This window comes from Yoonia sp. (genome assembly GCF_046292185.1).
Taxonomy (GTDB): domain Bacteria; phylum Pseudomonadota; class Alphaproteobacteria; order Rhodobacterales; family Rhodobacteraceae; genus Yoonia.
The window spans coordinates 1-16,257 of sequence record NZ_JBKBQY010000077.1 but is presented as its reverse complement, the minus strand read 5'-3'; the positions used below and the strand labels follow the sequence as shown (position 1 = coordinate 16,257).

The 16,257-nt window shown below is 61.6% G+C and carries 12 protein-coding genes and 1 pseudogene; 10 read left to right on the top strand and 3 right to left on the bottom strand.

The window, feature by feature from the left end; all coding sequences use genetic code 11:
* The 3 genes and pseudogenes from ACK4TM_RS13295 to lpxB form a co-directional block, all read left to right on the top strand.
* Positions 1 to 397, top strand: a pseudogene (locus ACK4TM_RS13295) (acyl-[acyl-carrier-protein]--UDP-N-acetylglucosamine O-acyltransferase); the annotation flags it as partial.
* The gene (locus tag ACK4TM_RS13290) at positions 397 to 1,275 is read left to right on the top strand and encodes an LpxI family protein (protein ID WP_409702038.1); all 879 of its coding nucleotides are present in this window, start codon (positions 397 to 399) and stop codon (positions 1,273 to 1,275) included. The pseudogene ACK4TM_RS13295 and the gene ACK4TM_RS13290, both read left to right, overlap by 1 nt.
* Complete coding sequence (lpxB, locus tag ACK4TM_RS13285) at positions 1,272 to 2,408, top strand: lipid-A-disaccharide synthase (protein WP_409702036.1); 1,137 nt, start codon at positions 1,272 to 1,274, stop codon at positions 2,406 to 2,408. The genes ACK4TM_RS13290 and lpxB overlap by 4 nt, the downstream gene beginning before the upstream one ends.
* On the opposite strand, the gene ACK4TM_RS13280 is transcribed toward lpxB, so the two are convergent.
* From ACK4TM_RS13280 to ACK4TM_RS13270, 3 genes are all read right to left on the bottom strand, one after another.
* Positions 2,331 to 3,266 carry a DMT family transporter gene (locus ACK4TM_RS13280; protein WP_409702034.1) on the bottom strand — a complete coding sequence of 312 codons (936 nt, stop codon included), beginning with the start codon at positions 3,264 to 3,266 and terminating at the stop codon, positions 2,331 to 2,333. The genes lpxB and ACK4TM_RS13280 overlap by 78 nt on opposite strands.
* 112 nt (positions 3,267 to 3,378) lie before the next feature.
* Positions 3,379 to 4,533: an OmpP1/FadL family transporter gene (locus tag ACK4TM_RS13275; protein ID WP_409702032.1), complete on the bottom strand. Its 1,155-nt coding sequence runs from the start codon at positions 4,531 to 4,533 to the stop codon at positions 3,379 to 3,381.
* 149 nt (positions 4,534 to 4,682) lie between these two features.
* A complete protein-coding gene (locus ACK4TM_RS13270; protein WP_409702030.1) occupies positions 4,683 to 5,549 on the bottom strand; it encodes a DMT family transporter in 867 nt (288 codons plus the stop codon).
* Between the two features lie 76 nt (positions 5,550 to 5,625).
* On the opposite strand from ACK4TM_RS13270, the gene ACK4TM_RS13265 reads away from it, so the two are divergent.
* The 7 genes from ACK4TM_RS13265 (at position 5,626) to ACK4TM_RS13235 (ending at position 16,180) form a co-directional block, all read left to right on the top strand.
* Positions 5,626 to 5,901 carry a hypothetical protein gene (locus tag ACK4TM_RS13265; protein WP_409702028.1) on the top strand — a complete coding sequence of 92 codons (276 nt, stop codon included), beginning with the start codon at positions 5,626 to 5,628 and terminating at the stop codon, positions 5,899 to 5,901.
* A complete protein-coding gene (locus tag ACK4TM_RS13260; protein WP_409702026.1) occupies positions 5,885 to 8,125 on the top strand; it encodes a methyl-accepting chemotaxis protein in 2,241 nt (746 codons plus the stop codon). The genes ACK4TM_RS13265 and ACK4TM_RS13260 overlap by 17 nt, the downstream gene beginning before the upstream one ends.
* 237 nt (positions 8,126 to 8,362) lie before the next feature.
* Positions 8,363 to 9,343, top strand: coding sequence for a TAXI family TRAP transporter solute-binding subunit (locus ACK4TM_RS13255; protein ID WP_409702024.1), 981 nt, complete (start codon positions 8,363 to 8,365; stop codon positions 9,341 to 9,343).
* A 121-nt stretch (positions 9,344 to 9,464) separates the two neighbouring features.
* The gene (locus ACK4TM_RS13250) at positions 9,465 to 11,729 is read left to right on the top strand and encodes a TRAP transporter permease (RefSeq protein ID WP_409702022.1); all 2,265 of its coding nucleotides are present in this window, start codon (positions 9,465 to 9,467) and stop codon (positions 11,727 to 11,729) included.
* A 317-nt stretch (positions 11,730 to 12,046) separates the two neighbouring features.
* Positions 12,047 to 13,402, top strand: coding sequence for a tyrosine-type recombinase/integrase (locus ACK4TM_RS13245; protein WP_409702020.1), 1,356 nt, complete (start codon positions 12,047 to 12,049; stop codon positions 13,400 to 13,402).
* Between the two features lie 377 nt (positions 13,403 to 13,779).
* A complete protein-coding gene (locus ACK4TM_RS13240; RefSeq protein WP_409702018.1) occupies positions 13,780 to 14,046 on the top strand; it encodes a helix-turn-helix transcriptional regulator in 267 nt (88 codons plus the stop codon).
* Between the two features lie 112 nt (positions 14,047 to 14,158).
* Entirely contained in the window at positions 14,159 to 16,180 is a 2,022-nt protein-coding gene (locus tag ACK4TM_RS13235; protein ID WP_409702016.1) for an AAA family ATPase, read from the top strand.
* The last annotated feature ends 77 nt before the right edge of the window (positions 16,181 to 16,257 follow it).

Sequence of the window (16,257 nt, the reverse complement as noted above, 5' to 3'; positions counted from 1 at the left end):
GATCATCGTCAATTCCTCTGCCGTGGCGGGCCATTGCGTGATCGAGGATGATGTGATCATCGGCGGTCTGTGCGGCGTGCATCAATTCGTGCGGATCGGGCGGGGCGCGATCATCGGGGCGGTCACGATGGTGACGGCGGATGTCGTGCCGCATGGTCTGGTGCAGGCCCCGCGCGGCGTGTTGGACGGGCTGAACCTTGTCGGGCTGAAACGCAAGGGCGTGGACCGCGCCGATATCACAGCACTGCGCGCCGCCTTCCAGATGCTGAAAGACGGTGAGGGCAATTTTCAGGACCGTGCCCGCAAGCTCGGCGTGGAAAGCGATAGCGACTATGTGCAGGATATGGTCCGTTTCATCCTTGGCCCGTCGGACCGTAATTTCCTGACGCCCGGCTGATGCTGGCGCTGATTGCAGGTAGCGGCGATCTGCCCCCCGCCTTGCTGGCGCGTCTGCCACAGCGTCCGCTGATCTGCGCGCTGGCGGGGTTCACCCCGCAGGTCACGCCAGAGGTCACATTCCGGCTCGAACATCTGGGCACGTTTCTGGCCGATCTGGCCGCGCGCGGTGTCACGGATATCTGCATGGCCGGTGCGGTGAAACGCCCCGTGATCGATCCCACGCAGATTGATGCCGCCACCGCCCCGCTTGTTGCCCGATTGCAAGAGGCGATGGGCAAAGGCGATGACGGCACGCTGCGCGGCGTGATCGCGATATTGGAAAATGCCGGGTTCAACATCATCGCCGCGCATGACCTTGCCCCCGATCTGCTGCCTGATCCGGGCGTCATGGCGGGGATGATCGCGCCGCAGATCAGGCGCGATGCGGTGCTGGGCGAACAGGTGATCGCCGATATGGGCCGCAGCGATACCGGGCAGGCCTGTCTGATCCTGCAGGGACGGGTGATCGCGCGCGAAGATGCGCAGGGCACCGATGCGATGATCGCGCGCTTTGCGCCCGGTGATGACCCGCTCTGGGGCGCGGTCGATGCGGTGGGGGCGCTGCTGGGCGACGCGGCGGAATGGCTGTCCGGCGCCGATGGTGCGCCGATGGATGCGCGCGGCGCGATCCTGTTAAAGGCACCGAAACCCGGTCAGGATCGCCGCGCCGACCTGCCCGTCATCGGGCCGCAGACTGCGCGCGGTGCTGTTGCCGCCGGGTTGGCCGGTATCGTCGTCGAGGCGGGCGGCGTCATCGTCCTGCACCCCGATCAGATCATCGCGACACTGAACCGGGTCGGGGCATGTTTCTGGGTCCGGCCCAAAGGTGGCGCATGAAGGTGTTCGTAATCGCGGGTGAGGCGTCGGGCGACAAACTCGGCGCGGCGCTGATGGCGGGGCTGAAACAACTGCGCCCGGATGTGACTTTCGACGGTGTCGGCGGTCCGCTGATGCAAGCGCAAGGGCTGGTCAGCCGGTTCCCCATGGACGAACTGTCGGTCATGGGGCTGGCCGAGATATTGCCGAAATATTTCGCCCTCAAAGCCCGGATCAGGCAAATGGCCGATGCCGTGGTGGACACCGCACCTGACGTGCTGATCACCATCGACAGCCCCGATTTCTGCCTGCGGGTGGCGAAACTGGTCAAGGCGCGCAGTGCTATCCGCACCGTCCATTATGTCGCCCCCACGGTCTGGGCATGGCGGCCCAAACGTGCCGCCCATATGGCGCAGCATATAGACCATGTGCTGGCGCTGTTCCCGTTCGAGCCACCGCTGATGCAGGCCGCAGGCATGCGTTGTGATTTCGTCGGCCATCCGGTCGTGACGGACCATATCGCCAGCGCCGATCAGGCCGCGGCATTGGGCGATGGCACATCAATCCTTGTCCTGCCCGGCAGCCGCAAAGGCGAGGTCAGCCGCCTTGCCCCGCGTTTCGCGGATGTCATGGCGCGGATCGCGGCCAAGACCCCCGATGCGCGTTTCGTGATCCCGACCACTGCCAATGTGCATGATCTGGTGCAGGCGCAGGATTGGCCTGTGCCGGTCACGATCCTGCCACCCGCCAGCCCGGACAAAGCTGCATGGTTCCGCCGTGCCGATGTGGCACTGGCGGCGTCGGGCACCGTGTCGCTGGAACTGGCCGCGAACAGCACCCCGATGGTGATCGCCTATGACATGGCCTGGCTCAGCCGGATGATCATCAGCCGGATGTTGCTGGTCGATACGGTGACGCTGGTCAATCTGGTCAGCGACACCCGCACAGTGCCGGAATTCATCGGCAAAGCCTGCCAACCCGGACCCATCGCCGATGCAGTGCTGGCGGTGCTGGCCGACCCCACGGCACAGCAGGCCGCGATGGATACCACCATGGACAGGCTCGGGCGCGGTGGGTTATCCCCGGCCCTGCGCGCGGCGCGTGCGGTGCTGGACGGCCTTGACCAGCCTGCCATCGTGGATCACCAGACCTGACGCCAGCAGCGCAAATCCGGCATAGGCGCGCAAGGGCAGGGCCTCGCCCAGCACCACGGCACCCAGCGTGATCGCGACAGGCGCGACCAGCAAGGTCACCAGCAATAGATTGCCACTGCCCGCCATCGCCAGCACCCGGTAATATAAAAGATAGGCCAGCGCCGTCGCGATCACCGCATAATAGCCGATGGCGACCCATGTCTGGGGTTGCAGGTTCAGGCTGATCGGCCCTTCCAGCGCCCAGGCCAATGGCACGGCGATCAGGGTCGATCCTGCCAGCATCCCCGCCGCCGCAACCTGCGGCGTCAGCCCCGCCAGATTCTTGCGCGCCCAGACCCCGGCCAAGGCATAGCTGAAGGCACCGCCCAGCACGGCCAGTTGACCCAATGAGCGGATATCAAACTGCGTCAGCGCCGACAGCCCGATGGCGGTGGCCACGCCGAAGAATCCAAGGCCCGCGCCAACCGCCTTGCGCAATGTCATGCGTTCATCGGCCAGAAAGATCGCCGCCGTGATCCCCCCGAAAATCGCGGTCGAGGCATTCATGATCGCGGTCAGCCCGGTTTCGATATGCAACTGGCCCCAGGCCATCAGGCCAAAGGGAATGACATTGTTCAGCAGGCCCATGATCAGGAACGCGCCCCAGATCGCCGGGTCACGCGGCAAGGGCAGGCGGCGCAGCGCCACATAGCTCCACAGGATCAGCATCGCCCAGAAGGTGCGATGCGCGACGGATGTCAGCGGCCCGATCTCCTCCAGCGCGACATGCACCGACAGGAACGACGCGCCCCAGATCAGCGACAGGATCATCAGTTCCGCCCAGGCGCGGCCAGAGAGTGTTTTCTGCATCGGTATCATGGCCGCGACTTGACTGCTTTGCACAGGCCAGCGCAACCCGGATCATGCGGGGAAGCAACGAAAAACCCCGCCCGTGTAAGGGGCGGGGTTTGGTTGGAAAAAGATCGTCAGATCAGAAGTTGTAAGCGACCCGCAGGCCAAGCGCCCACGCGGAGTTGTCTTCGAAGCTGCCGAGTGTCTGACCCGGTGCACCAACCAAAGCCACTGGCGCTTCGGTATCTGCATCGCCGATCCAGATGTGACGGACACCGCCGGTGATGCGGATATCACCCATCGTATAGGTTGCCGCCACGCCCAGCGACGTGCTGCCGTCAGTTGGCCCGAGGTTGCCTGCGAAACCGCCGTTGCTGGCCTCGTAACCCGCAGTCACCGCGCCGGACCATTCATCGCTGAAGCGACGGCCCACGCCGAGGTTGTATGTGATGACGTCGTCTTCGTAATCAACCAGCGAAGGATTGCCGGGACCCGACGCGAAACCGGGCGGGGTGATATCAAACTCGCTCCATTCTACCCAACGGATTGAGCCGAACAGCAGCGTGTCCGCCGCAATACCCGTCTGACCTTCGAGCGTCAGCGATTGCGGGATGGTGCTTGAGAAGCTTGTCGCAACGCCATTCTCTTCAGAGCGGAAATCATGGGTCACCGCGCTGTGATAGGTCAGCGACACGCGCGCAGCGATGTCAGGCCGTTCCCAGCCCGCGCCTACCACGTAACCGAAATCCGTCTCGCGCGAGGTTTCCATGGTGTAACCGTTGAACAGCGCGACTTGACCCTCGGTGCGCACCGCACGCGGGCCACCGTAGACGGTGACATTGTTTGGCATCTTGTAGCTTAGCAAAGCTGTATAGGCGATGCTGTCGATGGACGCCGTTGACCCATTTGCGGTGGGAAACAAAGGTGACAACCCGCCACCATATGCGTAGTCAGTGTCTGCAGCGTAATTTACATCCGCGCCGTAAGGCTGATCAATGATCAACGCGATCGCCATTTGATCGTTGACCTGGTTCTTATAGCTAAAGCTCGTCAGGCTGTAGGACTCCGATACATTACCAGAGCTTGCACCAGCCGGCGATATTTCCAACATAGGTGGTACCGCGATTTGCTGCGTCCCGCTCACGTTCGGCGAGACATAGCCAAACGACAATTCCAGATAATTTCCGTCCTCGAACAAAAACGCCATGGATGGCACCGCGCGTTCGATTCCTCCCGCATGTGCCATCGATGTCGTCAGCATCAGCGCTGCGCCGACGGTAAGTGCTTGTTTCATGTCCTTCTCCCCACCATGAACAAATTGATCACTTACGGTAGGGAATGCCGGTTCATTCGGTCAATTGTGGACGCTACGTCAACATTTGACTTTTCCGTGACGTCACAGGATTTTGAAAATCAGCAAGCTATTGAAATATAATGAACTGTTCAGTTCAAAACTGCCCGTCGCGACTGCCGGATATTGATGTAATTGCCGACAAAGATCAGCGCCGCCCCGACAAAGACCAGCAATTCCAGCGGCTCATCATACAGCAGCATCCCGACCACAGCGATTGTGGGCAGGCGCGCGAAATCCATCGGCATGACGGTGCTGGCAGGGGCGATGGTCAGCGCCTTGGTCAGGCAATAATGCGCGACCAGCCCCGCGATGCTGATGATGACAACCCAAGGCATCAGCGCCAGCGACGGCACCGCGATATCCCCGTCATAGCCTGCGGTGATCAGCCCGAAAACTGCCTGCGACGTGGTCAGGAAAAACAGGATCGAGGTGACGCTTTCGGTCCGCGTCAGCTTGCGGGTGTAAATCGCGCTGAGCGCGAAAAACACCGCACAGCCCGCAGCGGCCAGCAATCCGGGGCTCATATTGCCCGGATCAGGGCGGGCGACGATCAGGATACCGATAAAACCGATCAGCGCCGCGATCAGGCCCACCCCCGTCAGCCGTTCCTGCAGGATCAGCGGTGACAGCAGCAAAACCCAGATTGGCGTGGTGAATTCCAGCGCGAAAACCTGCGCCAGCGGGATCGTCATGATCGCGAAAAACCAAAGGTTCTGCCCGATGAAATGACAGATGTTGCGGATCAGATGCAGCCCCAGCTTTTGCGCGCGGATCTGGTGCAGGCTGCCGGCATAAAACCCGATGCCCAGCACGATGAAGATCCCGATCACGCTGCGATACAGCATCAGCTCGAACGTATCGAGCTCGGCACTGACACTGCGCCCGCCGATCGCCATCGTGGTAAACGCGACAATCGCGCCGATCATCCAAAGCGCGGCCTGCAGGGTGGTGGTCATCGGGATATTTACCTGAAACGGAAAAGAATTGCCTTCTTGTGACAGCCCCGGCTGCTTTTGCAACCCGCGATCTGGAATGGATCGCGCGGCGCATAATGCAGGCAATCCGGGGCCGCGCAGCACCGCACGCGCACTTAAACCTATTTTAATGGGTATGCGCGATACTGTCGGGAACGTCATCCGTCAGCAAGAGGCACCCAATGCGTATTCCATCGTTAAATTCCATCTCTCTTTCCCGCAAATTACCTGTGATTATCGCGAGCATTGGGCTTGCGGCGTCATTGGCTGTCGCGGTTCTCAGTTACCTCGACTTTCGCCACAGCTTTATGGACCTGATGGAACGCAAGCTTGAGGTGCTGACCGAAGAACGCGCGCAATCGCTGCAGCAATGGGATATGCAGCTACAGATCGATATCAGGAAACTCAGCGCTTTGCCCTCGACGGTGAATGCAACGCGGATGCTGTCCTCGACCTATGCGATGCTGCCGAACCTCACGCAGTTGCAATCGGCCTTTGTGACCAACAACCCCCATCCGGCGGGCGACAGACACCGCATGGACCGCGCGGCAGAGGATTTTGCATACAATACCCAGCATGCGAATTTTCACCCCTTCTTTCGCGAACAGGCCGAAATCGACACCTATGTTGATATTCTCCTGCTGAATATGGCAGGCGACGTCGTCTATAGCCTCGCAAAGGAGGCGGATTTCGCCACCAATGTCCAAAGCGGCCCTTTCCGCGAAAGCGGCCTGGGCGAGGCGTTTCGCGCCGCGCGCGACGGTGTGCCTGATCAGGTCCATGGGGTTGATTACGCGCCCTATCCCCCCAGCGGCGGGACCGTCGCCGCGTTCAAATCGGCGCAGGTGCTGAACGATGACGGCGAAATGATCGGCGTGCTGGCGGTGCAGCTTTTCGCGGATGAGGTTGCGCGCGTCGTGAATAAACCCGTCGGCCTTGACAGGACAGGGCAGGTTTACGTGATCGGGCAAGGCGGCAGAACGCGCAATCAATCGCGGTTTGACGGCGGCTTTGGCATCATGCACGATATTTCCGGCACGCCACAGGCAGAGACGCCGGTCCCCGCAGGCGGTGTGGCTCTGGAAAATGTGATTGGTATCAACGGCAGGCCGGTCATCGCTGATCTGCGCGCGTTCGAGGCGTTTGGCACGACCTGGCGGGTGATCGGCGAAATCGAAATAGCAGAAGTTCTGGAACCCGTCGTCGCCCTGCGCAACAAGATGATCGTCATCAGCCTTGTCGTGATGGGCGTTGCCGCAGCGCTCGGGCTTTCGACCGCGCGGTCCGTCGTCAACCCGCTGGACCGGCTGCGCAAAGGCATGTCGCGGGTATCAGAGCGGGATTATGATTTCGATATCCCCGATACCGGCCGGGGTGATGAACTGGGGCAATTGTCCAATGTGCTGGTCGATTTCCGTGACAAACTCTCTGCTTCCGACGCGGCAGAGGAAGAACGCAAGCTGATCCAGGCCGAACAGAACCGTGTGGTCGCGGTGTTGAGCGATGCGATGGTGGCGCTGGCGGATGGCGATTTGTCGCGGACCATCGACCAGCCCTTTGACCAGACCTATGATCAGTTGCGCCAGAACTACAACCGTATCCTTGCCAATCTGAACGATATGCTGGGATCGGTGGTCAGCAGCACGAGATCGATTCGCGAACGGGCCCATGAAATGACCGGCGCGTCGGATGATCTGTCGCGGCGCACCGAAAATCAGGCGGCGACGCTGGAAGAAACCGCTGCGGCACTGGATGAGTTGACCGCCAGCGTCAAATCCGCGGCCAGCGGCGCGAAAGAGGTGGAATCAATCGTCGCCAATGCCCGGCAAGAGGCGGATGCCAGCGAACCTGTCGTCCACAAGGCGGTGGCGGCCATGACCGCGATCGAGAAATCCTCGGAAGAGATTTCGCAGATCGTCGGCGTGATCGACGATATCGCCTTCCAGACCAATCTTCTGGCGCTCAACGCCGGGGTCGAGGCCGCCCGCGCGGGTGAAGCCGGGCGCGGCTTTGCCGTGGTCGCCTCCGAAGTGCGCGCGCTGGCGCAACGATCCTCCGAAGCGGCCAAGCAGATCAAGACCCTGATCGCGAGCAGTTCCGATCAGGTCAATGCCGGGGTGGATCTGGTCGGGCAGGCGGGCGAGGTGCTGACCAGCATCGCCAAGAACATCAGCCATATTTCCGGGCTGATCGGGGAAATCGCCTCTGGTGCGAATGAACAATCCACCGGTCTGGGTGAGATCAACATCGGTGTCACGCAGCTGGACAAGGTCACCCAGCAAAACGCCGCCATGGTCGAACAGGCCACCGCCAGCAGCCATGCGCTGAACGCCGAAGCCGGAACATTGGGCGAAATCGTGACCCGTTTCCGTCTGGCCGATGACACGCACGGGCATGGGGTGCGCAGCGCGCCGCAGACCGCGACCGTCATGCCGTTTCAGCCCTCACGGGCGCCGGAGCGCACCACAACACAACCCCAGCGTGAACCGGCAAGGGCGATGACCGGCACCACCGGCAGCCGCGCCACTGCGGGCAAGGACAGTTGGGAAGATTTCTGAAATCAGCCCCTGTGGTGTCCTTGCGACATGGACACCGCCGGGGCCGGCCGTGCAATCAGCGCGCGCGCGCAGCCGCAAAGCGTCTCTGCCACAGGTTGCGGGAAGGGGAAAGCGGCATCGCTATCGGCGCTAACAGTTTGACAGCACGACGAAAGCCGCTATTTTCTGGCAGATCTAAGCGACGAGTTCTGCTGAGGGTCAGCAGATAACGACGTCGCATCATCTGGGAGGAATTCGATGATCAAATATATTCTGGGAACATCAGCCATTGCATTGGCCGCGGCATTGCCCGCCATGGCACAGGATGTTGACCGCAGCGGCTGGCCGTCCAGCTTTACCGTGGGCACCGCGTCGCAGGGCGGCACGTTTTTTGTGTACGGCTCCGGCTATGCCAACCTGATCGCCGAAGAACTGGGCGTCACCGGCGGCGCAGAAGTCACCGGCGGGCCGATGCAGAACATGGCGCTGGTCCACACCGGCGAAGCGGCGATGGGCATGACCACAATGGGCCCCGCACAGGTCAGCATCGCAGGCGAAAGCCCACTGGCCCCCGGTCTGGAAATGACCAATGTCTGCGCACATTTCCCGATGTATGAAACCCCGTTCCACGCGGTCGCGCTGTCCAGTTCCGGCATCACGTCACTGAGCGAAATCCCCGCCGGTTCGCGCGTGGGTTTCGGCCCGTCCGGTGCGACGGCTGACGTCTATTTCCCCGAAATGCTGACCGCATTGGGTGTGGAATTCGACCGTCGCAATGGCGGCTGGAACGATCTGGGCGGCCAGATGCAGGATGGCCTGATCGACGTGATCGCCTTTGCCGCCGGTGTGCCGATCCCGCAGGTGTCGGAACTCGAAGCCTCGACCAATGTGAACATCATCGAGTTCACCGAAGAAGAACAGACGCTGATGACAGAGCTGTTCCCCGTGGCCAATTTCGACATTCCTGCAGGCACCTATGCCAGCCTGACCGAACCCGCTCGCGCGGTGTCGATGTGGAATTTCGCCATTGTGAACTGCGATCTGCCCGAAAGCTTTATCTATGAGGCGACACGCGTCATCATGGAAGACAATGAGCGGATGATGCAGGTCCATTCCTCGGCCGAAACGACGGTGGTGGAAAACTGGGACAAAAACACCGTGATCCCCTGGCATCCGGGTGCGGCGCGCTGGTTCAACGAAAACGGCGCTGACATTGCGGACGATATGATCAAGCAATAAAAACAACAGGGCCGGCGCGCAAAGCACCGGCCCTCAGTGACTGGACCGGATGATCAACATCCGGCCATATTTTTTCCGGGGCCGCGTGCGCGCGCCCCGAACGTTTTCAGGGGAACCAGTGATGACCAAGGACGAGGCTGCAAGGGACACCAATGTCGACGATGAGACCGGACCATTGGTCGCCGAAGGCGTCGATGAAGAGGTGATCGAATATAACCGGCGGCTCTACGCGGGCTGGACCTATTGGATCGTCGCTGGCGCCCTGGCGCTTTACGCCTTTTTCCACATTGCCGCGCTGAACGGTCTGTCGATCCGCAACATGACCGGTGGGGCGGTCAATATCCCGTTCCTGCCGCGCCTGCCGATGGAATCCTGGACCTATCGGACCTTGCATATCGCGGGGGCCACGGGGCTTGGGTTTTTGATGTTTTCGGGGACCTCTTTCCTTGACCGCGCCGAAACGTCACGCGACCGGATGTTGCGCTATCTGTCCTATGCCCTGATGGTGCCGGCGGTATTTTCGCTGGGCGTCACGTTCTGGTTCCAGAGCCTGATCGCCTCTGGCACGTCCTGGAACGGGATGGACCCGACGATCATGTTCAATGAACGCTGGCTGTTCGGCATCCCGCTGATCGCGGCGACATTCGGTGCGATCCTCGTGTCGTGGGTGCATCAGGCACCGCGCGACCGCGTCAACCCCGCCGATCTGGTGCTGGTTGTCGCGGGTATCGCCGTGGCGAGCTATCTGACCACGATCTACAACACTCCGATCCGCGCGACCACGGGCACATCCTTTGCGCCCTTGGGCATTTCGCTGGCGGGGATCGCGGGCACGGCGTTGATCCTGGAACTGACCCGCCGGGTCACCGGCCTGGCGCTGCCGATCATAGCCGGGGTGTTTCTGGTCTATGTCTGGCTGGGCCATCTGGCACCTGGCGTGCTGAATTCACCGCGCATCGCCTTGCAGCGGTTTTTCAGTCAGGTTTACACGGATGTCGGCATTCTGGGCCAGACGACGGCCGTGTCATCGACCTATATCATCCTGTTCATCATCTTCGCGGCCTTCCTGCAGGCGTCGCGCGTGGGCGAGTATTTCTTCAATTTCGCCTGTGCCCTGACCGGCCGCCAGCGCGGGGGCCCTGCCAAGGTGGCGATTTTCGCATCAGGCCTGATGGGCATGATCAACGGCACATCGGCGGGCAATGTGGTGGCCACCGGCAGCCTGACGATCCCTTTGATGCACAAGGTCGGTTACGACAAACGTACCTCCGGCGCGATCGAGGCTGCGGCCTCGACCGGGGGGCAGATCATGCCGCCGATCATGGGGGCAGGGGCGTTTATCATGGCCGAGATTACGGGCATTCCCTATCAGGAAATCGCGATTGCGGCGATCATCCCGTCGATCCTGTATTTCGCCTCGGTCTATTTCATGGTGGATCTGTCGGCGGCACGGATCGGGATGAAGGGGATGCGCGCCGAAGACCTGCCTAAGGTCAAAGCCATGCTGAAACAGGTCTTCCTGTTCCTGCCGATCATCATCCTGATCGTGGCCCTGTTCGCCGGTTATTCGGTGATCCGGGCAGGCACCTATGCAACGGCGGCGGCGGCGGTGGTCAGCTGGCTGACACCTTACCGGATGGGGCCAAGATCAATCGCCTATGCGTTCCAGATCGCGGGCAGCATGTCGATTCAGATCATCGCGGTCTGTGCCTGCGCCGGGATCATCGTCGGTGTCATCTCATTGACGGGCGTTGGCGCGCGGTTTTCCAACCTGCTGTTGGGTCTGGCCGGTGTCAGCCAGTTGCTGGCGCTGTTCTTTGCCATGGTGATCGCGATCCTGCTGGGGATGGGCATGCCGACCACGGCGGCCTATGCGGTGGCGGCGTCCGTCGTGGCCCCAGGGCTGATCCGCTTGGGGATTGACCCGCTGACGGCGCATTTCTTTGTGTTCTACTTTGCCGTCGTCTCCGCGATCACGCCGCCTGTGGCCTTGGCGAGTTATGCCGCGGCGGGGATATCGGGGGCAGATCCGATGGCCACGTCATTCGCGTCATTCAAGATCGGGCTGGCGGCCTTTATCGTGCCGTTCATGTTCTTCTACAACAGCGCCTTGCTGATGAACGCGCCCTGGCTGGACATCGCGCAATCGCTGACCACGGCGATGATCGGGGTGTTTTTCCTGGCCTGTTCGGTGCAGGCGTGGCTCTGGGGCAAGCTGGCGGGGCCGTTGATCCGGGCCGGGTTGCTGATTGCCGCACTTTGCATGATTTCCGGCGGTTGGCTGACCGACCTGATCGGGCTTGGCCTGGCGGTGGCGATGGTGTTCCTGAACGGCTATATCGCGCCGGGATCAAAGTCACCTTTGGTGCAGGGCCGCGCCGATTAAAAGCTCAAAGGGTGCGCGAAAGCGCGCCCTTTGCCGCCCTGTCGAGAAAGACACAAAAGCCGCCCCGAAGGGCGGCTTTTTGCGTAGCTATCTGATTATTTGGGGTTTTTGGCTCCGACGGTAGGGATCGAACCTACGACCAATTGATTAACAGTCTCCAGCAGCTCGACCCCATGCAGCCCTATGCAGCCCGAAGCAACCCTATAGCATACGTAAAATATAGCGATTTCAGTTGCTTGACCTATGTGATAAGCCCTATGCAGCATTTCGCAGCACGACCGCTGCCGCTAATGATCTGCTTATGAGGAGCTGCCGACATGCCCAACCCGACCCCCAAGCACCCGCCCGTGAAACTCACGAAGGGGTATATCGACAAGGTGACGCCCGGACCCGCTGACGAACTGCACTGGGATACGGATGTGAAGGGCTTCGGCCTTCGCGTAACCCCCACACGCAAGCTGACGTTCATCGTGCAGGGGCGCGTCGGCGGGGTTGGCACCGCTGCCCGTATCACCATCGGGCCTTACGGCGTCTTCACAGTGGACCAAGCCCGCGAGGTGGCGAAAGAGCATTTGCGCACGATGAAGATGGGAATTGACCCGCGCGAGGTGAAGAAACAGCAGGAGGCGGAGCGCCAGCAGAAGGTGACCGAGGGGGTCACGTTGAAGCAGGTCTATGACAACTATGTCAGCCGCCCTGACGCAATCAAGGCAAGCACAGGCAAGTGGTATGAGTTCTTCGTCACCAAGGTTTTCGCTGACTGGCAGGACAAGCCCGTGGTCAGCATCACCCGCGACATGGTTCTTGATCGGCACCGCAAGATGTCCGAGACGGGCCTCCACGGGCAACGTGGAGCGCCCAAGAGCGCTGATTCAGCGATGGTCGCCCTGCGCATTCTCTTGAACTACGCCAGCCGCCAATATCGGCGTGCCGACGATAGCCCGCTTCTTCAGTTCAACCCCGTGGACGTGATGGCCGATCATTGGGCGAAGAAACGAAAGAGCGAGAAGCTGGCAAAGCAGGAGCGGAAGAAGCGATACATCGCCTTCGACAAGGTTGGCGCGGTGTGGAATGCGTTGCACGAGGCGCGGACCACAGCAAGGAACCGTGATGTGCTGGCAGGTGTGGACCTTGCCTTGATGCTGCTTCTGACGGGCTGTCGCAACACTGAGATGGCGTCAATCACTTGGGACCGCATTCACCTGTCTGACGACCCCGCCGAGTGCTGGTATCAACTCGTTGACCGGAAGCAGGGGTTCCCCATCCAGCTCCCCTTGTCCACACAGGCGGTCGAGGTGCTGAAGCGGAGGAAGCGCATGACGAACGACCCGACGGCCTTCGTGTTCCCGTCGCGCGGCAGCACGGGGCACATGACCGATCCGCGCGGGACCATGACGAAGGTGAGCGAGGCTGCTGGCAAGCACCTTAGTCCGCATGACCTCCGGCGCACGTTCTCGAACATCGCGATGCGTGAATGTAGGGTTGAGAAGTTCCGCGTTGACCTTCTCATCGGGCACAAGCCCTCGCAAGAGGACATCACCGCGCTCCATTATGCCGATCTGGATGAACTCCAATGGCTGCACCCCGAGGTGCAAGCAATCGGTGACTATATCGAGCGAAAAGGCGCGGTTGCCGCCGGGCGCAACGTGGTCCCGCTGGTGCGGCCAGCGTGATCGCCCCGCAGCCCCCGGTTTTCTCGGGCAGCAGCCGGGGATCGGGGCTGGGCCCGAGCATGGGTGGCGCGAAACGGGATCGCGGCTACAGCGCGGCGCTGCGGGGCGCTGTCGCGGGCCACCCTGGGAAACGGTGCGTTGCGGTTTTCGTGCTTGCCCGACGCATTACGGCTGTGCAATGTTGCATGTTGTTGGGCCTGAGCGGGGCGCAATCCGAAGAAGTATCGCTCCACTGAACTGAACAAGAGCCGTTGGAGTAAGGGCGCAGCCCCAAGGACACGGACTCTCTGCCGAAGGGTGTTCCTTCGGTGCTGGAGACCACAGCTTGACCTGCCAACAACCGCTGCGGCGGTGTTCGGCAAGCTGGAGTCCCAGATATGACCCATCAAGACGACCTTCTAACCAGCACGGAGACCGCCGCCCTTCTGGGCATCAAGCGGGGCACGCTGGAACTGTGGCGGCAGAAGGGGCAAGGCCCCAAGTTCGCCAAGCTGGGCACCGCGTCCCAAGCCCACATTCGCTATCGACGCTCTGACGTGATCGCGTTCATTGAGCAGCGCCTCTATGCCAGCACCAGCCATTACACGGCGGCGCTTGCGACCCTTAGACCCGATGTCAAACGGGCGGGGGGCGCATCGGAATGAAATTGCTCCTGAACTTCCGCGCGGGCTGTCTTTGGCAAGCCCGCCACAAGCCCAGTCACGAAAAAGGGCCGGACGCTACCCCGGCCCCTCTCGAACGTGCATGGGAGTATCAATGATGGACGGGCACAGCATGGGACAGACCGCTGAAGGTCCGCAAGCGGCTCAGTTCGCCACTTATACCGCCATGAAAGGGGTTCCCCGCTGGCTGCTTTGGAAAGAGGTGCCGCAGGAAGGGCGGAAGGCTCTCAAGGTGCCCCACTACGTCAACGGCAGCAAGCGCGGCGCGACCGACACTCCCGACGATTGGGCGCAGCTCACCAGCTACGACGCCGCGAAGGCGGCACTCGCGCGGGCCGGTCTCGGTTGGGGGCTGGCGTTCGCGCTCGGTCCTGACGGGTCCGGCGGTCACTGGCAGGGTATCGACCTTGACGACATTGCCGCCAACCGACTTGCCGACCTAGCAAACACCGTTGCAGGATACGTCGAGGTGAGTCCCAGCGGGCAGGGTGCGCACGCAGTCGGGTATGGCAGGCACTTCGCTGCCCTCGGTTCCAATGCGACTGGGATCGAAGCCTATGCAGCGAGTCGGTTCTTCACGGTGACGGAGCGTCCGATCCGCGATAGCGGGCTGATCTGTCTGGCGGCGCACGTCGAAGGGCAGCTTGCCCCTCGCCATGCCCTCGGTCGCGCACCGACCGCCAACATCGGGGCACCCGTCGAGGTGGTGCAGGTTGACGCGAAGACGGTCAGCGAACTGCGCTCAGCCCTCATGCACATGCGCGCGGACGATTATCACGTCTGGATTCGCATGGGTCTTGCGCTGCGCGAGCTTGGCGAAGCTGGACGCGGCCTTTGGCTGAACTGGTCTACCACCTCGGACAAGTTCGACCCGAAGCAGGCCGCGAAGAAATGGGACGGATTCGCGCCAAGCGGAACGGGCTACCAAGCGGTATTCGCGGAAGCGCAGAAGGCGGGCTGGGTCAATCCTGCCAGCAACGCGGCGCAGCTTCCTGTCACATCGCCCGTGATTCAGCCCGCAGAGACCCCGGCGCAAATGCTTGCGCGCCTCTGCGTGGACTGGGAGGGCGATGACGATGCGGAGGTGCCGGACATCGTTGACGGGCTGGTCGCTGACGAAGACGTGACGCTCCTGGGCGGGCACGGTGGCGTTGGCAAATCGTTCCTTGCGATGCAAATGGCCTGCGCCGTGGCGCTCGGTGAGACCATCATTGGCTGCAACACCCGCCAATCGCGGGTGCTCTACTATTCGGCTGAGGACGGGCGGAAACGACTGAAACGCCGTTTGCGCCGTGTGACCGACACCTTCGACTATGACTCGGAGGGACTTCGGGGCAACCTGCTCGTGCTGGACGCAAGTGAGGTTGAACCCCTCTACGGCGAGGGTCTGCGTGATGTGGGTGCATCGGGCAAGCCTCACATGATGAAGCACCTTGGCGACACCGCGACTTTCCGCAACCTGCAAGCGATGGTGGAAACCTTCGACCCTCAGCTCGTTATCATTGATGGCGCGTCCGACACCTTTGACGGGAACGAGATTGCCCGACGCGAGGTGCGCGCCTTCATCAAGCTCTTGCGACAGGTGCATCCTGCACGAAAGATTGGCGTGATGCTCTTGGTCCACATCGACCGGGCCAGCGCGCGGGGTTATTCGTCTAACGACGATGGGTATGCGGGCAGCGCTCAGTGGCATAACTCCTGTCGTCGGCGGATGTTCTTGCAGCAGAAGGTTGAGAAGGATGACGACGATGGCTCGGTCATCAGCGAGACTTTTCTGCTCCGTGTGATGAAAAACACCGACGGACAGCCAATGCCCGACATGGAACTGGCGCGGGGCGAGTTTGGCCTTTGGCAACGGGGCGTGCACTTTAGCGGCGACCTGACGGGAAACCCCGAGCCTGACCCCCGGCAGGTGATTGCTGAGCTGATCGGCGAATACTACGACCGAGGCCAGTTTATCAGCACGTCACTGGCCGCCAATGCGTCGACTGGCACCCATGCAACGCTCAGTGGCGATCCGCGCTGGCCGCGCAGGTTGCGAAAGGCGAAACAGACGAATGAGGTGGTGCGTGGTAACCACGCCATTGGCACCGCCTGCCTGGCGCTGTGGCAATGATCTAAGAGACGTCGCTAAGGACGTCATTAGCGACGTCTCTTAGACGGGGTCTGCGATGCGTGGAGAAATTCTTGGGT